The sequence below is a fragment of the Streptomyces sp. NPDC000941 genome, from assembly GCF_053599555.1.
Genome location: NZ_JBSFMM010000017.1, coordinates 26551 through 51437, shown reverse-complemented (window position 1 = coordinate 51437; position 24887 = coordinate 26551). Strand labels below are relative to the sequence as shown.

At 71.5% G+C, this 24887-nt stretch carries 19 protein-coding genes; 12 read left to right on the top strand and 7 right to left on the bottom strand.

The window, feature by feature from the left end:
- Positions 1-115 precede the first annotated feature (115 nt).
- From ACWDSL_RS08865 to ACWDSL_RS08855, 3 genes are all read left to right on the top strand, one after another.
- On the top strand, positions 116-1315 hold the full coding sequence (locus tag ACWDSL_RS08865; RefSeq protein ID WP_450483165.1) for an MFS transporter: 1200 nt from the start codon (positions 116-118) through the stop codon (positions 1313-1315).
- Positions 1316-1453: 138 nt separating this feature from the next.
- Positions 1454-1648 (top strand): hypothetical protein, encoded by a 195-nt coding sequence (locus ACWDSL_RS08860; RefSeq protein WP_450483163.1) that lies wholly within the window; start codon positions 1454-1456, stop codon positions 1646-1648.
- Between the two features lie 4 nt (positions 1649-1652).
- Entirely contained in the window at positions 1653-4910 is a 3258-nt protein-coding gene (locus ACWDSL_RS08855) for a helix-turn-helix transcriptional regulator (RefSeq protein WP_450483161.1), read from the top strand.
- Positions 4911-5007: 97 nt separating this feature from the next.
- On the opposite strand, the gene ACWDSL_RS08850 is transcribed toward ACWDSL_RS08855, so the two are convergent.
- From ACWDSL_RS08850 to ACWDSL_RS08840, 3 genes are all read right to left on the bottom strand, one after another.
- Positions 5008-5193, bottom strand: a complete 186-nt coding sequence (locus tag ACWDSL_RS08850; RefSeq protein ID WP_089510972.1) for a DUF6191 domain-containing protein — start codon at positions 5191-5193, stop codon at positions 5008-5010.
- Between the two features lie 95 nt (positions 5194-5288).
- Complete coding sequence (locus ACWDSL_RS08845; protein ID WP_450483159.1) at positions 5289-6485, bottom strand: PQQ-dependent sugar dehydrogenase; 1197 nt, start codon at positions 6483-6485, stop codon at positions 5289-5291.
- 89 nt (positions 6486-6574) lie between these two features.
- Complete coding sequence (locus ACWDSL_RS08840) at positions 6575-7573, bottom strand: aldo/keto reductase (protein WP_450483157.1); 999 nt, start codon at positions 7571-7573, stop codon at positions 6575-6577.
- A 73-nt stretch (positions 7574-7646) separates the two neighbouring features.
- Between ACWDSL_RS08840 and ACWDSL_RS08835 the strand changes: the two genes are divergently transcribed.
- The 8 genes from ACWDSL_RS08835 (at position 7647) to ACWDSL_RS08800 (ending at position 20168) form a co-directional block, all read left to right on the top strand.
- On the top strand, positions 7647-8657 hold the full coding sequence (locus tag ACWDSL_RS08835; RefSeq protein WP_450483155.1) for a 2-hydroxyacid dehydrogenase: 1011 nt from the start codon (positions 7647-7649) through the stop codon (positions 8655-8657).
- Positions 8658-8933: 276 nt separating this feature from the next.
- Positions 8934-11936, top strand: a complete 3003-nt coding sequence (locus tag ACWDSL_RS08830) for a putative bifunctional diguanylate cyclase/phosphodiesterase (RefSeq protein WP_450483153.1) — start codon at positions 8934-8936, stop codon at positions 11934-11936.
- A gap of 214 nt (positions 11937-12150) precedes the next feature.
- Positions 12151-13995, top strand: coding sequence for an acetolactate synthase large subunit (locus ACWDSL_RS08825; RefSeq protein WP_450483151.1), 1845 nt, complete (start codon positions 12151-12153; stop codon positions 13993-13995).
- A gap of 34 nt (positions 13996-14029) precedes the next feature.
- A complete protein-coding gene (ilvN, locus tag ACWDSL_RS08820; protein ID WP_014176151.1) occupies positions 14030-14557 on the top strand; it encodes an acetolactate synthase small subunit in 528 nt (175 codons plus the stop codon).
- A 148-nt stretch (positions 14558-14705) separates the two neighbouring features.
- Positions 14706-15704: a ketol-acid reductoisomerase gene (gene ilvC / locus ACWDSL_RS08815; protein ID WP_089510967.1), complete on the top strand. Its 999-nt coding sequence runs from the start codon at positions 14706-14708 to the stop codon at positions 15702-15704.
- A 247-nt stretch (positions 15705-15951) separates the two neighbouring features.
- Positions 15952-17556, top strand: coding sequence for a phosphoglycerate dehydrogenase (gene serA / locus ACWDSL_RS08810; RefSeq protein ID WP_450483148.1), 1605 nt, complete (start codon positions 15952-15954; stop codon positions 17554-17556).
- Positions 17557-17817: 261 nt separating this feature from the next.
- Positions 17818-18558: a TetR/AcrR family transcriptional regulator gene (locus tag ACWDSL_RS08805; protein WP_450483146.1), complete on the top strand. Its 741-nt coding sequence runs from the start codon at positions 17818-17820 to the stop codon at positions 18556-18558.
- Between the two features lie 110 nt (positions 18559-18668).
- Positions 18669-20168, top strand: coding sequence for an MFS transporter (locus ACWDSL_RS08800; protein WP_450483144.1), 1500 nt, complete (start codon positions 18669-18671; stop codon positions 20166-20168).
- A gap of 136 nt (positions 20169-20304) precedes the next feature.
- Here the strand turns inward: ACWDSL_RS08800 and ACWDSL_RS08795 are convergent, their stop codons facing one another.
- The gene (locus ACWDSL_RS08795; protein WP_450483142.1) at positions 20305-20664 is read right to left on the bottom strand and encodes a hypothetical protein; all 360 of its coding nucleotides are present in this window, start codon (positions 20662-20664) and stop codon (positions 20305-20307) included.
- Positions 20665-20708: 44 nt separating this feature from the next.
- On the bottom strand, positions 20709-21317 hold the full coding sequence (locus ACWDSL_RS08790) for a TIGR03086 family metal-binding protein (RefSeq protein WP_450483140.1): 609 nt from the start codon (positions 21315-21317) through the stop codon (positions 20709-20711).
- A 69-nt stretch (positions 21318-21386) separates the two neighbouring features.
- On the opposite strand from ACWDSL_RS08790, the gene pdxR reads away from it, so the two are divergent.
- Positions 21387-22796, top strand: a complete 1410-nt coding sequence (gene pdxR, locus ACWDSL_RS08785) for a MocR-like pyridoxine biosynthesis transcription factor PdxR (protein ID WP_450483138.1) — start codon at positions 21387-21389, stop codon at positions 22794-22796.
- On the opposite strand, the gene ACWDSL_RS08780 is transcribed toward pdxR, so the two are convergent.
- Both ACWDSL_RS08780 and ACWDSL_RS08775 read right to left on the bottom strand, forming a co-directional pair.
- Positions 22797-23297 (bottom strand): TIGR03618 family F420-dependent PPOX class oxidoreductase, encoded by a 501-nt coding sequence (locus ACWDSL_RS08780; protein ID WP_450483136.1) that lies wholly within the window; start codon positions 23295-23297, stop codon positions 22797-22799. It abuts the gene before it with no gap.
- A 43-nt stretch (positions 23298-23340) separates the two neighbouring features.
- Complete coding sequence (locus tag ACWDSL_RS08775; protein ID WP_450483134.1) at positions 23341-24822, bottom strand: MFS transporter; 1482 nt, start codon at positions 24820-24822, stop codon at positions 23341-23343.
- Positions 24823-24887: the final 65 nt, after the last annotated feature.

Sequence of the window (24887 nt, the reverse complement as noted above, 5' to 3'; positions counted from 1 at the left end):
AGCCCATCGTTTCGCCCAGCCCGCCCCGTCGTTTCGCCCCGTCGTTTCGCGTCACCGTTTCGCGTGCGCGCGAAACTGTAACGGCCGCGGGCGGGGACCGCTGAGCCTTAGGGCCATGCGCACCTACCGAGAGCTCTTCGCAGCACCGGAGTTCACACCGCTCTTCCTCACCAGCACGCTTCAGGTGGCCGGTTCGACGGTGAGCGGACTGGCCCTGGGCACGCTGGTCTACGCGGCGACCGGCTCACCGCTGCTGTCCGCCCTCAGCATGTTCGGCCCCAACCTGGCCCAGGTGGTCGGCGCGACGCTGCTGCTCTCGGCCGCCGACCGGCTGCCGCCGCGCGCGGCGCTCTGCGGCCTGTCGCTGCTCTTCGCCCTCGGCACCGCCGTCCAGGCCGTCCCCGGCCTGCCGACGGCGGCCCTCTTCGCGGTCCTCCTCGCCCTCGGGGCGACCGCCTCGCTGGGCGGCGGGGTGCGTTCCGGGCTGCTCAACGAGATCCTGGCGCGGGAGGGCTATCTGCTCGGCCGCTCCGTGCTCAACATGTCCGCGGGCACCACCCAGATCTGCGGCTTCGTGGTCGGTGGCGTTCTGGTGACGGCCCTGTCGGCGCGCGGCACCCTGCTCACCGCCGCCGCCCTCTACCTCGCCGCCGCGGCCGTCGCCCGCTACGGGCTGAGCCGACGGCCGCCGCGCGCCACCGGGCGGCCGTCGATCGCCGCGACCTGGCGCGACAACGCCCGGCTGTGGTCCTCCGTACCGCGCCGCTATGTCTATCTCGCGCTGTGGGTGCCCAACGGGCTGATCGTCGGCTGCGAATCCCTCTTCGTCCCCTACGCACCCCGGAACGCGGGGCTGCTGCTGGCCTTCGCCGCCCTCGGCATGCTCATCGGCGACACCCTGACCGGCCGGTTCGTACCGCCCCGGTGGCGGGAGCGGCTCGGCGCCCCGCTGCGGCTGCTGCTCGCCGCCCCGTACCTGGTCTTCGCCCTGCACCCGGCGCTGCCGCTCGCCGTGGCCGCGGTCACCCTCGCGTCGGTCGGCTACGCGGCGAGCCTGCTGCTCCAGGAGCGGCTGATGGCGCTGACGCCCGAGGAGCTGAGCGGGCACGCGCTCGGGCTGCACTCCTCGGGCATGCTCACCATGCAGGGCGTCGGAGCCACCCTCGCGGGCGCCGTCGCCCAGCACACCTCGCCCGCGACGGCCATGGCCGTCATAGCGGCGGCCTCTGTCGCGGTCACCCTGGCGCTGGCCCCGGGCCTAAGGCCGGAGAGCCGTCCTAAGGCCCCTGCGGCGGCCGAAGCTCAGGATGCCTAAGGCCCTGGCACAGGCGAACATCGGGCACTCGCCCGATGTGGTGGACCCCCCTTGCGGGCGAAAGTTGAGGGGTGCTGAAGAGCCCGTCACCTACGGGAATCCGCCACCGAGGTCAGCTACATCACCGAGGAGAACACGATGTTCCACTACGAACTGTTCAAGATCCGCGAGGCCGAGGCGCTGCGCGAGGCCGCCGCGTACCGGCTGGCCCGCCAGGCCCGGCGCGAGGGCAGCGGCCGATCCGCCGCCGATGAACCCGAGAGGCGGGTGAGGACCGCGGACCAGCAGGACGGCGGCCGCCGTGCGCCGCGGGCGTGCGGCACCACGGCCTGACGGCGTGGGCACCGCCGTCGTCGGCGCGACTGAGGGGCAGGCCACAGCACAAACCCTTACCGCGCTGTCGGCCCCCTATGCGATCCTCGACGGCGTGCACCACACCTCAGTCAGCCCGGTGTTCGTCGGCCGCGCCGAGGAACTGTCCACCCTCACCGACGCGCTCGCCCGCGCTGCCGCGGGCGAGCCGCAGGTGTTGCTCGTCGGAGGGGAGGCGGGGGTCGGCAAGAGCCGGTTCGTGGACGAGTTCCTGACCGGGGCCACCGCGGCCGGGGCCACCGCCGCGGTCGGCGGATGTGTGGAGATCGGCGTGGACGGCCTGCCGTTCGCCCCCGTGTCCACCGTGCTGCGCTCGCTGCGCCGCAAGCTGGGGGCCGAGCTGGACCGGGCCGTCGCCGGGCAGGAGGGCGAGCTGGCCCGGCTGCTGCCCGAGCTGGGCGAGACGGCCCGCGAGTCGCGCGAGGAGGACAGCCGCGCCCGGCTCTTCGAGCTCACCGTCCGGCTGCTGGAGCGGCTGGCCGCCGACCGGACGCTGGTCGTCGTGATCGAGGACCTGCACTGGGCCGACCGCTCCACCCGCGAACTGCTCGGCTATCTCTTCCGCTCCATGATCAGCGCCCGGCTGCTGGTCGTCGCCACCTACCGCTCCGACGACATCCACCGCCGCCATCCGCTGCGCCCGTTCCTCGCAGAGATCGACCGGATGCGGGCGGTGCGCCGTATCGAGCTGCCCCGCTTCAACCGCTCCGAAGTCCGCGCCCAGATAGCCGGGATCCAGGGCGCCCGGCCCGACCGGGCGCTGGTCGACCGCATCTTCGAGCGCAGCGACGGAAACGCCTTCTTCGTCGAGGAGATCGCCTGCCGCATCAGCGAGGGCTGCGCCACGGGGCTCAGCGAATCGCTGCGCGATCTGCTGCTGGTGCGGGTCGAGGCGCTGCCCGAGGAGGCCCAGCAGGTGGTGCGCATCCTCGCCGAGGGCGGCTCCACCGTCGAGTACGAACTGCTGCGCGCGACCGTCCGGCTCGGCGAGGACGACCTCATTGACGCGCTGCGCGCCGCCGTCGGCGCCAATATCCTGCGGCCCTCGGGCGACGACAGCGGGTACGGCTTCCGCCACGCCCTCGTCCGCGAGGCGGTGGCCGACGATCTGCTGCCCGGCGAGCGCTCCCGGATCAACCGGCGGTACGCGGAGGCGCTGGAGGCCGAGCCCGCGCTCGTACGGGCCGATGAGCGCGCCGCCCGGCTGGCCAGCTACTGGTACCACGCCCACGACCCGGCCAAGGCGCTGCCCGCCGTGCTGCGGGCCTCCGTCGAGGCCCGCAGGCGGTATGCGCACGCCGAGCAGCTGCGGCTGCTGGAGCGCGCCATGGAGCTGTGGGAGGACGTCCCCGAGGAGCTGCGCCTGGCGCAGCGTCCCCTCGACTACGCCGAGGCGTACCCGGCGTGCAACTGCGACGACGAGGCGCTGCGCCATCTGGACCTGCTGGCCGAGCTGGTGGTGGCGGCGAACAGATCCGGGCAGCGGGAGCGGGCGCTGACCGTCACCAACCGGGCGCTGCGCAAGCTGGACGACAGCAAGGACCCGCTGCGGGCCGCATGGTTCTGGACCCAGAAGTCCAAGCTGGTGGGGGCTTTGGGGCGGGGCGACGGCTGGGCCGAGCTCGGCCGGGCCGAGGAGCTGGTACGTGGACTGCCGCCGTCCGCCGTGCACGCCGATGTGCTGGCGCAGGCGGCGGGCTGGAGCATGGTCCGCAAGCACGGACCGGACGGCTTCGCGGTGGCCGAGCGGGCCGTGGAGCTGGCCCGGCTGGTCGGCGCCCGGAGCACCGAGCTCCACGCCCGGCTGACGCTGGGCTACTTCAAGGCCGAGTCCGGGGACATCGAGGGCGGCCTCGCCGAGATGCGGGAGGTCTGTGAGGCCGCCATCGAGATGGGCGATGTGAGCCTCGTGGGGCGCTGCTTCGTCAATCTGACCTCCGGGCTCGAAGGGTTCGGCCGGTCGGCCGAGGCGGTCGAGGTCGCCGAGAAGGGTGTGCGGATACTGGACCGCTTCGGGCTGCCGGACTCCCTGGCGTGGGTGTTCGGGAACATGGCGGAGTCGCTGCTGTCGCTGGGCCGCTGGGCCGAGGCGGAGGAGGCCGCGGTGACCACCCGGCGCCTGGCGACCGGCAACAAGACGTGCCGTATCGCACTGAACCGCTTCGCCCGGCTGGCGCTGGCCCGGGGCGACTGGGACACCGCGGAGCACGAGCTGACGGTGGCCCGGGAGCAGCAGAAGGACCTCATCCCCGAGCCGCAGTTCTCCATTCCGCTGACCCACCTCTTCCTCCAACTCGCTACCGCCCGCGGCCGGATCCTGGAAGTCCGCCGGCTTCTTGACCAGACTCTGGAGGACAGCCTCCGCATCGGTATGCAGCGCTACACCTGGCCGCTGCTGGTGACCGCCGCCGCGGCCGAGGCGGACGCCCGCGGCCTCCCTGCCGCCGAGCCCGGCCGGGCCGAGGCGCTGGCCCGGATCCGGGCGGCCGCCAAGCGGCTGGCGCAGCCGGTGCCGGTGTGGCGGGCCTACGGCCTGCTGCTGGACGCCGAACTGGCGCGCGCCGAGGGCCGCGACGACGCCGACCGCTGGGCGGACGCCGTGACCGCCCTCCAGCGGCTGGACCGCCCGCACCCCCTGGCCCGGGCCCGCTTCCGCTGGGCGGAGGCGCTGCTGAGCTCCGGCGCGGCCCGCGAGCGGGTCGCCGAACCGCTGGCGGCGGCCCACACCGCGGCGGCCCGGCTTGAGGCGCGCCCGCTGCGCGAGGGGATCGAACTGCTGGCCCGCCGCGCCCGCCTCCCGCTGCCCCCTGCTTCCGGTTCCAACCCCGGCCTCGGTTCCAACCCCGGTTCCGGCCCCAGATCCGGCCCCAGATCCGGCTCCGGCCCGAGATCAGGCTCCGGCCACGGCTCCGGCCCGACGTCCACCCCGCTCGCCGCCCTCCCCGCGACCGCGACCAGCCCGCCGGACCCCGCCGCCGAGCCCACCGACCCCGCCGAGGCCCTTGGGCTCACCCCTCGCGAGCGCGATGTGCTGCGGCTGGTGGCCCTGGGACGCAGCAACCGCCAGATCGCCGAGGAACTGTTCATCTCGCCGAAGACGGCCAGCGTGCATGTCTCCAACATCCTGGCCAAGCTGGAGGTCTCGGGCCGTGGCGAGGCGGCGGCGGTGGCACACCGGTTGAGGCTGGTGGACGGTCTGGCGGACGAGGCGGCCGCACGCTGAGCCGACGGGCGCCGACCCGCTCCCGAGGGCGCGCCGGGGGCGTGGCGGCTGAGCTTCGACCGGGCTCAGGCTCGGCGGGGCTCAGCCCTGGTGGAGCTCAGCCCTGGCGGGGACGGATGACCACCTGGCCGGATTCCAGGTCGATCGGCCCCTTCCACGGGTTGTCGCCGTTGCCCACGTCGTCCACGGTCAACTCCAGCCGGTTGCGCTCTTCTTCGGTGTTCTTACGGCCCGGCGAGAACAGTTCCTCGATGATGTTGAACACGGCGACCCCCAGGGGCAAACGACTCCCGCCAGTCTAAGCGCTGCCCCGCTGATCCCCCCGGGCCCGTTGTGTGACCTTCCGCCCAGCGGACCTTCCCGTCACGGACCATCCCGTCAGGAGATCTCCAGCTTCAGAATCCGGTCGTCCTCCTTCCCCGGTTTCCCGCGCCCGTCCGTATTGCTCGTCGTCACCCACAGCCCGCCGTCGTCCGTCGCCACCACCGACCGCAGCCGCCCGTACTTCCCGTCCAAGAACGACTGTGGCTTCCCCGCGGGCCGGGTGCCGTCCAGGGGGATGCGCCACAGCCGCTCCCCGCGCAGCCCCGCCATCCAGATCGAGCCCTTGGCGTATGCGATACCGCTGGGCGAGGCGTCCTTCGGCTTCCACTGCTCGACCGGGTCGACGAACCCCTCCTTGCCGGCCTTGCCCTCGGCCTCGGGCCAGCCGTAGTTCTTGCCGGGCTGGATCAGATTGAGCTCGTCCCAGGTGTCCTGCCCGAACTCGGAGGCCCACAGCCGCTTGTCCGTGTCCCAGGCCAGGCCCTGGACATTGCGGTGGCCATAGGAATACACCACCGAGTCGGCCTGGGGATTGCCATGGGCCGGCTCGCCCTCCGGGGTCATCCGCAGAATCTTGCCCCCGAGCGAGTCCTGGTCCTGGGCGAGCCCGCGGTCGCCGCTCTCGCCCGTGCCCGCATAGAGCATCTTGTCGGGGCCGAAGGCGATCCGGCCGCCGTTGTGAATCGCGCCCTTGGGGATGCCCTTGAAGATCGTGTCCGGAGCGCCGAGCTGGGCGCCGGCGGGGCGCTTGTCGTCGTAGGACATGCGGGCGATGCGGTTGTCCGACGAGGTGGTGAAGTACGCGTACACCATCGGATTCGCCCCGTAGTCGGGGGAGACCGCCAGGCCGAGCAGCCCTCCCTCGCCGCCGGGGCGGACGCCCGGGACCGAGCCCACCTCCGTCTTCTGCCCGCTGGACCCGTCGACCTTGAAGATCTTGCCTGTGTCGCGCGAGCCGACCAGCAGATTTCCATCGGGCAGCGGGGCCAGCCCCCACGGTGAGTCCAGCTTGGTGGTGAGCGTGAGGACCATCTTCGCCGTGCCCTTGCTGGGGGCGGCGGGCGCGGAAGAGGGGGAGGAGGAAGGCCCTCCCGAGGGCGGGGAGTCGCCACCGGACCCGGATTTCGAGGGGCCGGACGCGCTTGTGCGGTGGCCGAAGGGGCCCTGCCCACCGTCACCGGACGAGCAGCCCGCCGCGAGCAGCAACGCGGCAGCGGAGGCGAGCACAGGGATCACACCAGGACGTCGCACCTTCGGTTCCTCTCCGTGGGCACATGTGCCTTGGCACGGCACTGATTCTTATACACCGCAGCCCCGCCGCCGGTTCCCGCACACCATCGCTAGTCCCACGACCCCTGCGCCGGGGGCAGCGCCGCTATCTCCGCGAAGTCCTCGTCGGTCAGCCGCAGTTCGGCCGCCGCGCAGTTCTCGGCCGCCCACCGCTCCCGCTTGGTCCCCGGCACCGGCACCACATGCCGCCCCTGCCCCAGCAGCCATGCCAGCGCGACCTGCGCCGCCGTGACCGAGTCCCCGTGCCGCCGCGCCACCCGGCGCAGCCCGGCCACGATCGGCTGGTTCGCCGCCATCATCTCCGCCGTGAAGCGCGGATGCCTGGCCCGTACGTCGTCCGGCTCGAAGCCCTGCCCCGGCGTCAGCGTCCCGCTCAGGAAGCCGTTCCCCAGCGGCATCGCGGCCAGGAACCCCACCCCGTGCGAGGCGCACCACGGCACCAGCGCCTCCAGCGCCTCCGGTGACCACACCGACAGCTCCGCCTGTACACAGCTGATCGGGAAGACCTGCTGCACCCGCTCCAGCTGGCGCACCGTGGCGTCGTGCATCCCGGCCCCGGCCCGCCGCTGCGCCCGCGCGCCCAGCGCGCACAGCCCCAGCGCCCGTACCTTGCCCGCCGCGACCAGCTCCGCCATCGCGCCCCAGGTCTCCTCTATCGGCACCTCCGGGTCGGCCCGGTGCAGCTGGTAGAGGTCGATGACGTCGGTCTGCAGCCGGCGCAGCGAGGCGTCGCAGGCCCGCTTCACATAGCCGGGGCGGCCGTTGGCCACGATGTGTGCCTCGCCCACCAGCAGCCCGCACTTGGTGGACACGAAGGCGTCCCGGCGCCGCTCCTTGAGCACCCGCCCCACCAGCCGCTCGTTGGTGAACGGCCCGTACATGTCGGCGGTGTCCAGCAGGCTCGCGCCCGCGTCGAGCGCGGCGTGCACGGCGCGCACCGAGCCCTCGCCGTTACGCTGCGAAGCGGTGTACGCCCAGCTCATGGGCATGCACCCGAGGCCTATCGCACCCACCTCGAGCGCCCCCGCTCCGATTCTCCTGCGCTCCACCTGGCCTGACCCCTCCCGTTTCCCGCACCAAACTAACGTCTGAGTGCGCCCCCTGATCCAATAGCCTCCAGGCATGAGCGCAGATCACAGCGACAACTCCGACAACCCGCACCCCGACAGCCCGCTGTCCGGCCCGCTGCCCGACGCCTCGCGCCCCCTCGCGTGGCTGCCTTTCCCCGCGGACGAGATCGACGGACTCCCCGACGGTCTGGAATACGCCCACTGGGACGGCGAGTCCGACTACCCCACCGACCCCGCCCGCTGCGCGTTCTATTGCCTGCCGTACATGAAGAACAAGGAGGGCGTGCGGCCGCTGCCGGCCATGAAGAACCTGAGCGTCGTGCAGACCCTCACCGCCGGCATAGACCATGTGCAGCCCGCGATCGCGGAGCTGCCCCCCGGCGTACGGCTGTGCAACGCGCGCGGGGTGCACGACGCGAGCACCGCCGAACTGGCCCTGACCCTGATCCTCGCCTCGCTGCGCGGCATCCCCGGCTTTGTGCGCGCCCAGGACGCCGGGCAGTGGAAGCAGGGCTTCCGTCCCGCGCTCGCGGACAAGTCCGTGCTGATCGTGGGCTACGGATCCATCGGCAGTGCGATCGAGGACCGGCTTGTGCCCTTTGAGTGCGAGCGGGTACTACGCGTCGCGCGCTCCCCGCGCACGACCGAGCGCGGTCCGGTGCACCCGATCGACGATCTGCCCCGACTGCTTCCGGAAGCCGATGTGGTGGTGCTCGTCACGCCGCTCACCCCTGCCACTCGCGGCCTGGCCGGGGCAGACTTCCTGGCCCGGATGAAGGACGGCACGCTGCTGGTGAACGTCGCGCGCGGTCCGGTGGTCGACACCGAGGCGCTGCTCGCGGAGTTGGAGACGGGCCGGCTGCGGGCCGCGCTGGATGTGACCGACCCCGAACCGCTGCCCGCCGGGCATCCGCTGTGGCACGCTCCAGGAGTGCTCATCACCCCGCACGTGGGCGGTCCGTCGTCGGCCTTCCTGCCCCGCGCGAAGCGGCTGCTGCGCGACCAGCTGCGCCGATTCGCGGCCGGTGAACCGCTCAGTCATATCGTCACAACGACCGGATGAAATGCCCGTGGCGCCACATACAGACACGGTATGACTGCACTCCGTATAAACAACGCCGTTGTCGGTTACGGTGCGTAGATGACCTATGTCCCTGAGTGACCAGTCTGGTGTATCGTCCCGAGCGGGGGCTGCGCCACTGACCTGACGGCGTCAGCGATGGACCGGAACTCGAGGGGGGCGACGGGCGATGTATGGCCGATGGACCGACGACCCGACGCGACTCAGGCGTCGATTGCTAGCTTCCCGCGTTTCCGCGCGGCATTCGAAGGCCGTCCGGTGAGCGCCACCGGAGCGGTGCTCGCCCGGCCGTCGGTGTCCGGCGGCGGGGCGGGTCTGCTGCCCCAGGTCCTGCTCGCCCTTGTGTGCGGCGCGTACGCGGCGGGTGCGGCGCTCGGCTGGGGCTCCCCCGAACTGGCCCTGTTCATGGGTGACTTCGGCCTGAGCGCCGCCGCCCTGGCCGCCGCCGTGTCCTGCCTGTGGTACGGGCGTGCGCGCTCCGGGCGACTGCGCCCCGCCTGGCTGCTGTTCGCGGCGTCCTCCTTCATGGCCGCCCTGGGCAACGGCGTATGGGGCTGGTACGAGGTGGTGCTCGGCCGTCCCGTGCCCAGCCCCTCGGCCGCCGACTTCTGCTTCCTGCTCTTCGCCCCGCCCGCCATCGTCGGCATGCTGGTGCTCGCCAAGCGCCCGGTGACCCGCGCCGGCTGGATCTGTCTGGCCCTGGACGCCTGGCTGATCGCCGGTTCGCTGCTGACCCTGTCCTGGAGCCTGGCGCTCGCGCACGTCGCCCAGTTCGGCGGGGGCGGCGAGCCCGTGGCGCGCAGGGCCTTCTCGCTGGCGTATCCGCTGCTGGACATCGTGTTGATCAGCATGGTCGTCGCGGTGCACTTCCGGCGCTCCTCGGCCAACCGCTCCGCGATCAACACCGCGATCGCCGCCTTCGCGCTGACCGTGCTGTGCGATGCGCTGTTCACCTCGCCGCTGCTGCGCGAGCACTACCGCTCCGGACAGATCCTTGACGCCGGGTGGTTCGCGGGCTCCATACTGCTCGCGTACGCCCCCTGGGTGGCCCGGCGCGAGGCCGCTCAGGCCCCGCCCGCCGCCGCGATCCGTCGCCCGGCGCAGCCCAGCCGCGCAAGCGCGGGCTCGCTCGCGGCCCTCGCGCCGTATCTGGCCGCCGCTGTCTGCACCCTGGGGATCCTCTACAACGTGATGGACGGCCGGCCGATCGACGGGGTGATGCTCTTCACCGCCTGCGCGGTCGTGCTCGCCCTCGTCGTCCGCCAGGCCATCATGCTGCTGGACAACATCACGCTCACCCAGGAGCTCGCGGAGAAGGAGAACCACTTCCGCTCCCTGGTGCAGAGCTCCAGCGACGTCATCATGATCGCCGCGCCGACCGGCATCCTGCGCTACGTCAGCCCGGCCGCCTCCGGGGTCTACGGCCGCGACGCGGACGAGCTGGTCGGCTCCGAGCTGGCCTCCCTCATCCACCCCGAGGACCTGGGCTCGGTCGTCCACGAGGTCCGCCGCTTCCTGGCCGCCCCGCCGGGGGAGGAGCCCACGACGCGCATCGAGTGCCGCTTCCGCTCCGGCTCCGGCGACTGGCTCAACGTGGAGTCGACGATCAACCGCCACCACGGCGGCCTCATCTTCAACAGCCGGGACGTCACCGAGCGGGTGCGGCTGCAGGCCCAGCTTCAGCACAGCGCCGAGCACGACCCGCTCACCGACCTGCCCAACCGCTCCCTGTTCACCAAGCAGGTCCGCCATGCGCTGGCCGGGCGGCGGCGCACCGACGCGGGCACCGCCGTGCTCTTCATCGACCTCGACGGCTTCAAGGCCGTCAACGACACCGTCGGCCACCAGGCGGGCGACGAACTGCTGGTCCAGGCGGCCCGCCGGCTCCAGGAGTCCGTGCGCTCCGGGTCCGGCGACTGCGCGGCCCGGCTCGGCGGCGACGAGTTCGCCGCGCTGATCCTCGGCGACGGCGACCGGGACCCCGCCGCCCGCGAATGCCGCATCCTGGAGATCGCCGACCGCCTGCGCGCCCGGCTCTCCCAGCCCTACCAGGTCGTGGGCGGCACCGAGGTCCGGGTGGCCGCCAGCATCGGCGTCGCCTTCGCCGAGCCAGGCATCGGCCCCGGAGAGCTGATGCGCAACGCCGACCTGGCGATGTACCGCGCCAAGGCCGCGGGCAAGAACCGGGTCGAGCTGTACGCGCCGCAGATGCAGGCCGATGTGACGCGCCGCGCCGAGTTCGCCACCAGGCTGCGCACCGCCCTGCACGACGGCGAGTTCGTCCTGCTGCACCAGCCCGTCGTCGAGCTCGGCGGCGGCCGGATCACCGCCGTCGCCGCCCAGCCCCGCTGGCGTTCGGCGCAGGGCATCCTGTTCACCCCGGCCGAGTTCCTGCGGGTCGCCGACAGCGGTCGGGACAGCGGACGCGACAGCGCGCGCGACGGGGGCCGGGGCGGCGGCGAGGACGCGGCCCGCACCGCCGAGCTGGCCCGCTGGACGCTTGAGGCGGCCGTCGAGCAGGCCGCGGAGCGCCGCCGCGACGGATTCCCGGTCCCGGTGTGTGTACGGCTCCCCTCGAGCCGCCTGGTGGACAAGTCCATGCCGCCGAAGAGCGTCGAGACCCTGCTGGCCCGCCATGGCCTGCCCTCCGGCGCGCTGATCCTGGAGCTGACCGACAGCGATCCGCGAGTGTCGCTCGACGAGCTGGAGCACCGGCTGAGCGCGCTGCGGCGGCTGGGCGTCCGTATCGCCCTCGACGGCTTCGGCAGCGGATATGCCGCGATCCGGGCGCTGCGCAGGCTCCCCATCGACATGCTCAAACTGGACCGGGGGCTGGTCGAGGGCGTCGTCGAGTCCTCCCGGCTGCACAAGATCACCTCGGGGATGCTGCGGATCGCCGGCGACCTGGGCATGCAGTCCCTCGCTGAGGGGGTCGATCTGCCCGAGCAGATCGTCGCCCTGCGGGCCATGGGGTGCACCCACGCCCAGGGGACGGCCTTCTCCGGGCCGCTCGACGAGCACCGGCTGCGCCGCGCGCTCAACCGCGGCTCGTACCCCGTGACGCGCTCGGAAAGCCCCGTACTGGCGGAAAGCCCCGTCCTGGTGGGCGGCCCGCTGCCGACCCGGCACCTCGGTCATATCGCCGTGCATGGCGCGGCGCACCCGGCGGGGCATGGCGCGGGGCATGGGCCGCGGCGGGCGGAGTCTCATACACATCCGCCGTCCCGCTCAAATACTGAGACGCCCGTCCCACCCACTTGACACCTGATACGCGCCGGGGGGAGGGTCGGAGCCATGCGCACCCGAATTCTCGTACTTGGAAAGCGCGTCGGCTGAGCAGGGCCACCTCATAAGCCCTGCGGACCTCTCCGGCGCGCTCCCCTCGCTTGCCTTACGGCACGAGGGGTTTTTTGTTGCACTGGCACATGTCGTTCCGCTCTCCCACTCCCCGCACAGACCCTCATCCGAGAAGAGAATGCCGATGACCGAGCAGGCCACCGGGGCCCACCATCCCCAGCCGCGGCCCCGAAACGGCGGTTCCCATCCCGCCCCCGTCGAGCACGTCACGGGCGCGCAGTCCCTCATCCGCTCGCTCGAAGAGGTCGGTGTCGACACCGTCTTCGGCATTCCCGGCGGCACGATCCTCCCCGCCTACGACCCGATGATGGACTCCACCAAGGTCCGCCATGTGCTCGTCCGCCATGAGCAGGGCGCGGGCCACGCCGCCACCGGCTACGCCCAGGCCACCGGCAAGGTCGGCGTCTGCATGGCCACCTCGGGTCCCGGCGCCACCAACCTGGTCACCCCGATCGCCGACGCGCATATGGACTCGGTCCCCATCGTCGCGATCACCGGCCAGGTGGCCTCCAAGGCCATCGGTACGGACGCCTTCCAGGAGGCGGACATCTGCGGCATCACCATGCCGATCACCAAGCACAACTTCCTGGTCACCAGGGCCGAGGACATCCCCCGGGCGATCGCCGAGGCGTTCCACATCGCCTCCACCGGCCGCCCCGGCCCGGTCCTGGTCGACATCCCCAAGGACCTGCTGCAGGCGCGGACCACCTTCTCCTGGCCGCCGCAGACCGATCTGCCCGGCTACCGCCCGGTCACCAAGCCGCACGCCAAGCAGATCCGCGAGGCCGCCCGTCTGATCACCCAGGCCGAGCGCCCGGTGCTGTACGTGGGCGGTGGCGTCATCAAGGCCCAGGCCACCGCCGAGCTGAAGGTGCTGGCCGAGCTGACCGGCGCGCCCGTCACCACCACCCTGATGGCGCTGGGCGCCTTCCCCGACACCCACCGCCAGCACCTGGGCATGCCGGGTATGCACGGCACCGTCGCCGCCGTCACCGCCCTGCAGAAGGCCGATCTGATCGTCGCCCTCGGCGCGCGCTTCGACGACCGCGTCACCGGCAAGCTCGACTCCTTCGCGCCCAACGCCAAGGTGGTCCACGCCGATATCGACCCGGCCGAGATCGGCAAGAACCGCGTCGCCGACGTGCCGATCGTCGGCGACGCCCGCGAGGTCATCGCCGACCTGGTCGTCGCCGTCCAGGCCGAGCACGACGCGGGCCACACCGGCGACTACTCCGGCTGGTGGGAGGACCTGAACCGCTGGCGGGAGACCTACCCGCTGGGCTACGACCAGCCCGCGGACGGCAGCCTGTCCCCGCAGCAGGTCATCCAGCGGATCGGCCAGCTGGCTCCGGAGGACACGATCTTCGCCGCGGGCGTCGGCCAGCACCAGATGTGGGCCGCCCACTTCATCGACTACGAGAAGCCGGCGACCTGGCTGAACTCCGGCGGCGCCGGGACCATGGGCTACGCCGTCCCGGCCGCGATGGGCGCCAAGGCCGGCGCCGCGGACCGTACGGTCTGGGCGATCGACGGCGACGGCTGCTTCCAGATGACCAACCAGGAGCTGGTCACCTGTGCGCTGAACAACATCCCGGTCAAGGTCGCGATCATCAACAACGGCGCGCTTGGCATGGTCCGCCAGTGGCAGACGCTGTTCTACAACCAGCGCTACTCCAACACCGTGCTGCACTCGGGCCCGGACACCCCCGCCGGCACCCGCGTCCCCGACTTCGTCAAGCTCGCCGAGGCCATGGGCTGCATCGGCATCCGCTGCGAGGACCCCTCCGACCTCGACGCCGTCATCGAGAAGGCCAACTCGATCAACGACCGGCCGGTGGTCGTGGACTTCATCGTCCACGAGGACGCCATGGTCTGGCCGATGGTCCCGGCAGGCACCTCCAACGACGAGATCCAGGCGGCGCTCGGCGTCCGCCCGGACTTCGGCGACAGCGAAGACGACTGAGGCCGGGACCGAGAGAGAAGAGAGACTTCAGCCCATGTCCACCAAGCACACGCTCTCCGTCCTGGTGGAGAACACCCCCGGCATCCTGGCCCGGATCGCCGCGCTGTTCTCCCGCCGCGGCTTCAACATCGACTCGCTCGCGGTCGGCGTCACCGAGCACCCCGACATCTCCCGGATCACCATCGTGGTCAATGTCGACGAGCTCCCGCTGGAGCAGGTCACCAAGCAGCTCAACAAGCTGGTCAACGTCCTGAAGATCGTCGAGCTGGAAGGCAGCCACGCGATCCAGCGGGAACTGGTCCTGGTGAAGGTGCGCGCCGACAACGAGACCCGCTCCCAGATCGTCGAGATCGTCCAGCTGTTCCGCGCCAAGACCGTGGATGTCTCCCCGGAGGCCGTGACCATCGAGGCCACCGGAAGCAGCGACAAGCTCGAGGCCATGCTCAAGATGCTGGAACCGTACGGCATCAAGGAGCTGGTCCAGTCCGGCACCATCGCCATAGGGCGTGGCGCCCGCTCCATCACCGACCGGAGCCTGCGCGCGCTCGACCGGACCGCCTGACCAGCGGCACCGGGCACCGGGCACCGGGCGGCCGATCATGGCCGATCCGGGGGATCCGGGGGCCCGTATGGCGAGACCCCGAAACCTTCACCCGCCCGCCCGTCATACGGTGGGACGCACAACCCGAAAACGCTAGGAGAATCCCGAAGTGGCCGAGCTGTTCTACGACGACGACGCCGACCTGTCCATCATCCAGGGCCGCAAGGTCGCGGTCCTCGGCTACGGCAGCCAGGGCCACGCCCACGCGCTGTCGCTGCGCGACTCGGGCGTCGACGTCCGGGTCGGGCTGCACGAGGGCTCGAAGTCCAAGGCCAAGGCCGAGGAGCAGGGCCTGCGCGTGGTCACCCCGGCCGAGGCGGCCGCCGAGGCCGACGTGATCATGATCCTGGTCCCGGACCCGATCCAGGCCCAGGTCTACGAGGAGTCGGTGAAGGCCAACCTGAAGGACGGCGACGCGCTGTTCTTCGGCCACGGCTTCAACATCCGCTTCGGCTTCATCCAGCCCCCGGCCGGTGTGGACGTCTGCATGGTTGCCCCCAAGGGCCCGGGCCACCTGGTCCGCCGCCAGTACGAGGAGGGCCGCGGCGTGCCGTGTATCGCGGCCGTCGAGCAGGACGCCACCGGTAACGGCTTCGCGCTCGCCCTGTCGTACGCCAAGGGCATCGGCGGCACCCGCGCCGGCGTCATCAAGACCACCTTCACCGAGGAGACCGAGACCGACCTCTTCGGCGAGCAGGCGGTGCTGTGCGGTGGCACCTCCGCGCTGGTCAAGGCCGGGTTCGAGACCCTGGTCGAGGCCGGCTACCAGCCGGAGATCGCGTACTTCGAGTGCCTCCACGAGCTGAAGCTGATCGTGGACCTCATGTACGAGGGCGGCCTGGAGAAGATGCGCTGGTCGATCTCCGAGACCGCCGAGTGGGGCGACTACGTCACCGGCCCGCGGATCATCAACGACCAGACCAAGGCCGAGATGAAGAAGGTCCTCGCCGAGATCCAGGACGGCAGCTTCGCCAAGAACTGGATGGCCGAGTACCACGCGGGTCTGCCGAAGTACAACGAGTACAAGAAGGCCGACGCCGACCACCTGCTGGAGACCACCGGCAAGGAGCTGCGCAAGCTGATGAGCTGGGTCGACGACGAGGCGTAAGCCTCAGGGACCGGCCCCCCGAGCCCGCACCTCGGGGGGCCCGGTCCGCGACTTGTCCATCATGCAAGACCACGTGCGGGTGATCCCGCCGCTATGGCGCAAAACGCCTACCCGGCGCTACTACACTGCAGGGAATAAGCGCGTCAGGGCTCACAGCGTCGTGCGTCTTTCACGCGGCTGCCCCCCCTTCACGCCTGCGGCCGTCGGGACGGCCGTCCGCATAGGACTAGTGAGGACTGAAGACCACGTGAGCACTGCTTCCACGGGTAAACCCGTCGTACTCATCGCCGAAGAGCTCTCGCCCGCCACGGTGGAGGCCCTGGGCCCGGACTTCGAGATCCGCAGCTGCAACGGCGCGGACCGGGCCGAGCTGCTGCCCGCCATCGCCGACGTGGACGCCATCCTCGTGCGCAGCGCCACCAAGGTCGACGCCGAGGCCATCGCCGCGGCCAAGAACCTCAAGGTCGTCGCCCGCGCGGGCGTCGGCCTCGACAATGTGGACGTGCCCACCGCCACCAAGGCCGGCGTCATGGTCGTCAACGCCCCGACGTCCAACATCGTCACCGCGGCCGAGCTGGCATGCGGCCTGCTGGTCGCCACGGCCCGCAACATCCCGCAGGCGAACGCGGCGCTGAAGAACGGCGAGTGGAAGCGCAGCAAGTACACGGGCGTGGAGCTGAGCGAGAAGACCCTCGGCGTCGTCGGCCTCGGCCGTATCGGCGTGCTGGTCGCCCAGCGGATGTCCGCCTTCGGCATGAAGATCGTCGCGTACGACCCCTACATCCAGCCCGCGCGCGCCGCCCAGATGGGCGTCAAGCTGCTGTCGCTCGACGAGCTGCTCGAGGTCTCCGACTTCATCACGGTCCACCTCCCCAAGACCCCCGAGACCGTCGGCCTGATCGGCGACGAGGCGCTGCACAAGGTCAAGCCCGAGGTCCGCATCGTCAACGCCGCGCGTGGCGGGATCGTCGACGAGGAGGCGCTGGCGGCGGCCCTCAAGGAGGGCCGGGTCGCGGCGGCCGGTCTGGACGTGTTCTCCAAGGAGCCGTGCACGGACTCCCCGCTCTTCGAGTTCGACAACGTGGTGGTCACCCCACACCTGGGCGCATCCACCGGCGAGGCCCAGGAGAAGGCGGGCATCGCGGTCGCCCGCTCGGTGCGCCTGGCCCTCGCGGGCGAGCTGGTCCCGGACGCGGTGAATGTGCAGGGCGGCGTCATCGCCGAGGAGGTACGGCCCGGGCTGCCGCTGGCCGAGAAGCTGGGGCGGATCTTCACCGCGCTCGCGGGCGAGGTCGCGGTCCGGCTGGACGTCGAGGTGTACGGCGAGATCACCCAGCACGACGTCAAGGTGCTCGAACTCTCCGCGCTCAAGGGCGTGTTCGAGGACATCGTCGACGAGACCGTGTCGTATGTGAACGCCCCGCTGTTCGCGCAGGAGCGCGGCGTCGAGGTCCGCCTCACCACCAGCTCGGAGTCCTCGGAGCACCGCAATGTGGTGACCGTGCGCGGCACCCTCTCCGGCGGTGACGAGGTCTCGATCTCCGGCACGCTGGCCGGTCCCAAGCATCAGCAGAAGATCGTCGCGGTCGGCGAGTACGACGTCGACCTGGCGCTCGCCGACCACATGGCCTTCCTGCGCTACACCGACCGCCCGGGTGTGGTCGGCACGCTCGGCCGCATCCTCGGCGAGGCGGAGATCAACATCGCCGGTATGCAGGTCTCGCGTTCGGCGGTGGGCGGGGCGGCGCTGGTGGCGCTGACCGTGGACGACACGATCCCGCAGCCGGTCCTCACCGAGATCGCCGAGGAGATCGGGGCGTCGTCGGCCCACTCGGTCAACCTGGTGGACTGAGCGCGGCACAGAACAGCAAGCACAGGGCCCGGCCCCCGCTTCGGCGGGGGCCGGGCTTTGTCGTGTGCGCGTACGCGTGTGTGCGTACGTGTGTGTGCGTACGTGTGTGTGCGTACGCGTCCGCGTCTGCGTTCGGGACCCGTCCGATCTTTTTCATCACGTGTTGAATATCCTGACCGCAGTGGATACGCTGATATCACTAAGTGGAGAAAAACTCTCCACCTAGCTCTGCTGTGCCGCCCTGCTCGCGGGAGGTTCGCCGTGTCCACCATCGCCCCCGACGCCGATGAGGCCGATCCGGCCGACGCCCCCGACGGCCCCGGCGGCCCCGCGTCCCGGACGCCCCGGATGCCCCGGATGCGGGCCGACGCCCGGCAGAACCGCGAGCAGATCCTGCACGCCGCCCGCGCGGTCTTCGCAGACCAGGGCCCCGAAGCCCCCCTCGACGAGATCGCCCGCCGGGCGGGCGTCGGCATCGCGACCCTCTACCGGCGGTTTCCCAAGCGCGCCGACCTGATCCGCGCGGTGGCGATCGACGTCTTCACTGCCCTGGTCGAGGCCGCGCACGAGGCGACCGAGGCGGAGCGCGACCCGATGGACGCACTGCGCCGCTTTATGCACGCGGCCCTCGACCTCAAGCTCGGCTCGGTGGTGCCCGCCCTCCTCGGCCGGGTCACTGTCGACGAGATCCTGGGCGCCGTCCGCCAGGACGTCGCCGACCCCGTGGACGAACTGCTCGGACGGGCCCACGAGGCCGGGCTGATCCGCCCCGACGCCGTCTTCGGTGACATCACCCTGATGATCATCCGGCTGTCCCGTCCGCTGCCCGGCGGGGTCATGCCGGACGACGAGGCGCTGGCACACCGCCACCTGGACGTGTACATCGATGGCCTGCGCCCTGACGACAGCGCCCGGCCCAACACCCGGCTGTCAGGACCGGCCCTGGACGCCGCCACGTTCAAGCGCCTCAGAGGAGGGGCGATGGGCGCCGGATCCGACTGACGGCTGACCCGTCCGGTCGCTTCCGGAGGAATCCCCCCGCCCGGCAAACCCGGACGGGGAAGGCCTCTCAAAGCCTGAAATTTCCAGATAAGCCTCAGAAAGGCACCATCATGGCCCAGCCCCTCGACACGCAGCCCGCGGTCAACCCCCGGCGCTGGTTGGCACTGCTCTTCATAGGCCTCGCCCAGCTGATGATCGTCCTCGATATCACCGTCGTGAACATCGCCCTGCCCTCGGCCCAGCAGGACCTCGGCATCTCCGACGGTGACCGGCAGTGGGTCATCACCGCCTACACCCTGGCGTTCGGCAGCCTGCTGCTCCTGGGCGGTCGGATCGCCGACTACACCGGCCGCCGACGCTCCTTTCTCATCGGTCTGATCGGCTTCGCCGCGGCCTCCGCGCTCGGCGGCGCGGCCTCCGGCTTCGAGATGCTCCTCGCGGCCCGCGCGCTGCAGGGCGTGTTCGCCGCGCTGCTCGCCCCCACGGTGCTGTCCCTGCTCGCGGTGAACTTCACCGAGCCGCGCGAGCGCGCCAAGGCCTTCGGCGTCTTCGGCGCCATCGCGGCGGGCGGCGGCGCGATCGGCCTGGTCCTCGGCGGGCTGCTGACCGAGTATCTGGACTGGCGCTGGTGCCTGTATGTGAACGTGCCCGTCGCCGCTGTCGCTGTCTTCAGCTGGTACGTCCTGCCCGCCGACGAGCGCGCCGACGGCGACCGCGTCCGCTTCGACCTGCCCGGCGCGCTGCTGGCCGTATCCGGTCTTGTCGCGGTGGTGTACGGATGCAGCGAGGCGGAGTCCGAGGGCTGGGACTCGCTGACCGTGACCGGGCTGCTCACTCTGGGCGTGGTCCTGCTGACGGCGTTCGTCCTGACCGAGCGCGTCGTCCCGCGCCCGCTGCTGCCCCTGCGGGTGATCACGGACCGCACACGCGGCGGCGCCTACCTCGCGGTCGGTCTTGCGGTGGTCGGCATGTTCGCGATGTTCCTCTTCCTCACGTACTACATGCAGCGTGTCAAGGGCTACTCGGCGCTGGTCAGCGGCGTGGCCTTCCTGCCGATGACCGCGGCCGTGCTGGTCTCGGCGGCCGGCATCGGCACCCGGCTGCTCCCCAAGGTGCCACCCCGCGTCCTCATGGTCCCTGGCCTGCTCATCGCGGCCGTCGGCGTCGCGCTGCTGATTCCCCTGGAGCCCGACAGCTCGTACGCGGCGGGCATCCTGCCCGCCGAACTCCTCGTCGGCTTCGGCATGGGCCTGACGATGGCGCCGTCGATGAACTACGCCACCCACGGCGTCCAGCCCCAGGACGCGGGCATCGCCTCCGCGACGGTCAACACCGCCCAGCAGATCGGCGGCTCGGTCGGCACGGCGATGCTCAACACGATCGCCGCCAGCACGACCAAGGACTACCTGGCCCCGGCGATGCGCACGCATGAGGTGACCCCGCAGCTGGCCAAGGAGGGGCTGGTCGAGGGCTTCTCTGAGGCGTTCGTCTGGTCCTCGGTGATCCTCGCAGCGGCGGCGGTCCTGGTCGGCCTGCTGATGAACACCCCACGCCCGAGCCGCCAGCCCGGCGCGAAGGAGACGGAGCCGCTTCCGGTGCACCTGGGCTAGCCCCACACGCGACCGTCAACGCCGGAGCCGCCCCTCCCCCGTGTGAGGGGCGGCTCCGGCGTTCGCGTCCGCCCAGTCCCGCATTGCTGGCCGATCGAGCAGGGCGAGGGCCGGCGCCCGGTCGTTCAGGTCTTCCTCACCGGGATCGACCGGCGGCTGTAGTGCCGGATCCCATGAGCACGCGATAGGCGTCCCGCCAGATGGCGGTCTCGTCGAGTTCGGGAGAGACCCAGGTCGTCGCCTTGGCCACGCCGCGGGTGCGGTACTTGCGCATGATCGCGACGTGGTCCGGGCGGGCCACGAATCCGTGCAGCGCCTCCTCACCGGTCCATACGGACACCGCGCCGCAGCGCCGGGTTCGTGGGGCCGTCCACAGCCAGAGGCCGACCGCCCCGTCGAGGGTGGGCCAGGTGCGGCGCAGGCCGAGGGCCGCGCGGGCGATGCCGGGGAGGTCCAGGCGCTTGGTGAAGGTGAAGTCGGTGACGCTGACGAGCACGGAGCCTTCCGTGCCCGCCGCCGGTCCCGGGCGCCAGTGCGATCTCAGCACGGACGGCCCGTCCAGGACGGGACGCGGCCGAGCAGACCGAGCAGCCGGTGGTGCGGGGTTGCGTCGGCCGTAGGCGGAACGCGCCGTTCGAAGGCGGCGCCAGGGCCGCGGCCCTGGTCGGGGACCTGTTCGGCGACTCGTAGCGCGGCGGCGGTCAGCTCTTCGCCGGGCTCCCAGGGGACGCCGATCGTGGCCGCGACGTCCCAGGCGTGGACGACGCAGTCGACGAAGTGGAAGCTGATCGCGAGGGGCGCGGGGAAGGCGCCGCCGTTTCGGACCTCCGGGAGGGCGAACCCCCGGTCGAGCACGCCGTCCTGCGCGAACGCGTCGTTGACCAGTGCCGCCGACGCGGCGAACGCGGCGCGCGCATCGGTGCCGAGGTCGCCGCCGCGCCAGTCGGACAGCGCCTCGCCCGCGCCGCGCGCCGCCGCGGCGAACCCCTCGTTCTGGCTGACGAGATGGCGGATCAGGCCGTGCAGGGTCCAGTCCGGGCACGGCGTCGGGAGACGTAGCTGATCGTCCTTGACCTGGGCGACGACATCGCCCAACAGCGCCAGCGACCGGCGGTCGAGCTCTTGGATGTCCAGCTCGCGAATTACCATGATCCGAAGCCTAGAAACGGGCAATGGCCCAACACCAGGTCCAATAACCCCGCATATGATTGAGCCAATATGGAGGTCCACGTCAGCCTCGACGGGCATCGCGACCTGTCCGGCCAGATCTACCGGCAAGTCCGTGCCGCCATCCTCGACGGACGGCTGCGCCCGGGCGATCCGCTGCCGCCGACCCGGGAGATGGCCCGGCGCCTCGAAGTGGCCCGCAACACGGTCGGCGTCGCCTACGACCGGCTGGCGAGCGAGGGTTATCTGGAGAGCCGGGTCGGCGCGGGCACGTTCGTACGGGCGGTCGGCCGTACGCCGGGTGGAGCGAGCACCCGTTCGGCGCTCAAGCCGCGCGCCGTCTGGGACGGGGTGGTCACCCCATGGCTCGGCCCGATCGACGCCGAGCTGACCTCCGTCGCATACGACCTGCGGGTGGGCCTGCCGGACGCCCGGCTGTTCCCGTACCAGACATGGCGGCGGCTGGTCGCGCGCGAGCTGCGCCCTCCGGCCGCGATCGCGCGAGGCTCCGGCCATCCGGCGGGCCACGGCGGACTGCGCGCGGCGATCGCGCGCCATATCGGCCTGTTCAGGGGGGTGCGGGCCGCCGCCGACGACGTGGTCGTGACCAACGGCATTCAGCAGGCCCTCGATCTGATCTGCCGGGTGATGGTCGAGCCGGGCGATGGCGTCGCGGTCGAGGACCCCGGCTATCCGCCGGCCCGGATGCTCTTCCGCTCGCTGGGCGCCACGGTCGTGGATGTTCCGGTGGACGACGAGGGCCTGTGTGTGGACGCCCTCCCGGACCACGTCCGCGTCGTCTATGTGACGCCCTCCCACCAGTTCCCGCTGGGGATGCCGATGTCGCTGCGGCGCCGGATGGCCCTCGTCGAATGGGCCGAACGTCACGGTGCCGTGGTGATCGAGGACGACTACGACAGCGAGTTCCGCTTCGGCGGCCGGCCGATCGACCCCCTGCAGAGCGTCGACCGGGCCGGCCATGTGATCTACGTGGGCTCCTTCTCCAAGGTCATGCTGCCCTCGCTGAGGATCGGCTTCCTCGTCGCGCCCACCCCGCTACGGGACGCGCTGCGCGCGGCCAAGTACGTCACCGACTGGAGCACTTCCTTCCCCACCCAGGCGGCGCTGGCCAGGTTCATCGACGACGGTCTGCTCGCCCGCCACATCCGCCGGATGAGACAGGAGTACGCGGCCCGGCACGAGCTGATCACGACCGGGCTCGCCGAGCATTTCGCGGACCGGCTCGACGTCATCCCGTCCGCGGCCGGTCTGCATATCACCGCCTACACGACCGACGACCCGGCGGAGTCGGCGGCTCGGGCCCGTGCTTCGGGCCTGGCGCTCTACACCCTGTCCGAGGTCGCCATGAGCCGGTCCGTACGCCCGGGCCTCGTCTTCGGCTACGGCGCGATCGCAGCGCCGGACATCGGTCCGGCGCTGCGGCGGCTGTCGGTCGTCTGACTAGTCAGTGCCGGGGATGTCGAGGGCCGTTCCGTACAGGCGGGACACCCGGATCCTGATCACCACCCGCCGGTCCGCCACCACCTGCTCCAGGAACGCCGCCTCGTCCCGCGGATCGTCGAACCCTGGCGTCAGGGAGAGCAGTTCCCGCCCGACCGCGTCCCCGGGCACCGTCGTCACCTCGGAGATCTCCGCGTCGCCCTCGGCGACGGCGAACGACCAGACGTTCGGGCCGTGGACGTGCAGGGCGGCATGCGGATCGCGGCGCAGCTGGCGCACCTTGAGGCGGTCGGCCGTGGTGGAGATCCGAACCACGCGCTCCTCAGGGCTCCAGCGGTGGAGCACGGTCGACAGATGAGGGTGACCGCTCCGCTTGACCGTGGCGAGCACCGAGAACTGCTGCTCCTGAAGCAGCCGGGACAGCTCCTCGTCCGTCAGCACCCGCGGCGCGGGTCCGGCGCCCGGCTTCTGCTCTTCTTCGTTCGCCACGTTCGTGTTCATGGGGCGGGCCTTTCGCTGGTGGTGATGGGGGAGGGGGGAGGGGTCAGGCAACCGGGGCGGGCGAGGCGGCCGGGTCGGCGTTCTTCCGTACGGTGGCGGTGGGCTTCGGCGCGGGCTGGGCGAGCACCGTGAACGCGACCACGAAGGCGGCGACCAGCAGCCCCGTACCGACGGCGAAGGCCAGGTGGTAGCCCCCGGTCAGCGCCTCGGCCCGGCTCTTGCCCTGTGCGAGCAGACCGTCGCTGCGGGAGGCGGCCAGGGTGGAGAGCACCGCGACGCCCAGGCTCATGCCGATCTGCTGGGTGGTGTTGAACAGTCCGGAGGCCAGCCCGGCGTCGTCCTCCTTCGCACCGGACATGCCGAGGGTGGTCAGCGCGGGGAGCGCGAGACCGAAACCGGCGGCGAGCAGCATCACGGGAAGGAGGTCGGTGAGGTAGTTCGCGTGCACCGGCACGCGGATCAGCAGCCCGAGGGTGCCGATGAGCAGCACGATCCCGGTGAGCAGCACCTTGCGCTCGCCGAAGCGGGCGTTGAGCCGGGCGGAGACACCGAGGGACACCGCGCCGATGACGGCGGCGGCCGGGAGCATGGCCAGGCCGGTCTTGGCGGCGCCGTACCCCAGGACCTTCTGCAGATAGAGGGCGACGAGGATCTGGAAGGAGAACAGGGCGGCCACCATGAGGACTTGGATCAGATTGGCCCCCACGACGCTGCGTGACCGGAAGATCCGCAGAGGCATCAGCGGCGTACGGGCCGTGGCCTGGCGGGCGATGAACGCGGCGAGCAGGAGGAGCGAGAGGGCGCCGAAGCCGAGGGTGGGCGCCCCGGTCCAGCCGTATTCCTCGACCTTGACGACGGTGTAGATCCCCAGCATCAGCCCCGCCGTGACGAGCAGGGCGCCGATGACATCGGCCCCGGCGGCCAGACCGAGCCCTCGGTCGGCGGGCAGGACGGGCACGGCGACGGCGAGGGCCGCGAGCCCGATCGGCAGGTTGATGAAGAAGATCCAGTGCCAGTTGAGCGCGTCGGTCAGCACACCGCCGAGCACCTGCCCGATCGACGCACCGGCCGCTCCGGTGAAGCTGAACACGGCGATCGCCTTGGCGCGCTCCCGGGGCTCGGTGAACAGCGTCACCAAAATGCCCAGGCTGACCGCGGAGGCCATGGCGCTGCCGATCCCTTGCAGAAACCGGGCCGCGATCAGCACCGCGGGGGAGGTGGCGGCGGCCGCCAGCAGCGAGGCCGCGGTGAACACGGCGACACCGGCCAGGAACATGCGCTTACGGCCGATCAGGTCGCCGAGCCGTCCCGCGAGGAGCAGCAGGCTGCCGAACGCGATCAGGTAGGCGTTGACCACCCAGCTCAGGCCGGCGGGGGAGAAGCCCAGGTCGTCCTGGATGGCCGGCATGGCCACGGTCACGATGGAGCCGTCCAGGACGACCATCAGCATTCCCGTGGCGATGACGCCCAGGGCCAGCCGGCGTGAGCGGGAAAGGGCGGGAGGGGAAGCGGATATGGCGGACATGCGGGCTCTCCTGTCGGACGGCCTGTCAGATGGCCTCAGGTGATGGCGACAGGAGAGACCGTAGC

Excerpts from the sequence above, each read along its gene's own strand:
- ilvN (WP_014176151.1), top strand. The coding sequence starts at position 14,030 with ATGTCCACCAAGCACACGCTCTCCGTCCTGGTGGAGAACACCCCCGGC.
- ACWDSL_RS08835 (WP_450483155.1), top strand. The coding sequence starts at position 7,647 with ATGAGCGCAGATCACAGCGACAACTCCGACAACCCGCACCCCGACAGC.
- ACWDSL_RS08800 (WP_450483144.1), top strand. The coding sequence starts at position 18,669 with ATGGCCCAGCCCCTCGACACGCAGCCCGCGGTCAACCCCCGGCGCTGG.
- ACWDSL_RS08865 (WP_450483165.1), top strand. The coding sequence starts at position 116 with ATGCGCACCTACCGAGAGCTCTTCGCAGCACCGGAGTTCACACCGCTC.
- pdxR (WP_450483138.1), top strand. The coding sequence starts at position 21,387 with ATGGAGGTCCACGTCAGCCTCGACGGGCATCGCGACCTGTCCGGCCAG.
- ACWDSL_RS08825 (WP_450483151.1), top strand. The coding sequence starts at position 12,151 with ATGCCGATGACCGAGCAGGCCACCGGGGCCCACCATCCCCAGCCGCGG.
- ACWDSL_RS08775 (WP_450483134.1), bottom strand. The coding sequence starts at position 24,822 with ATGTCCGCCATATCCGCTTCCCCTCCCGCCCTTTCCCGCTCACGCCGG.
- ACWDSL_RS08780 (WP_450483136.1), bottom strand. The coding sequence starts at position 23,297 with ATGAACACGAACGTGGCGAACGAAGAAGAGCAGAAGCCGGGCGCCGGA.
- ACWDSL_RS08790 (WP_450483140.1), bottom strand. The coding sequence starts at position 21,317 with ATGGTAATTCGCGAGCTGGACATCCAAGAGCTCGACCGCCGGTCGCTG.
- ACWDSL_RS08860 (WP_450483163.1), top strand. The coding sequence starts at position 1,454 with ATGTTCCACTACGAACTGTTCAAGATCCGCGAGGCCGAGGCGCTGCGC.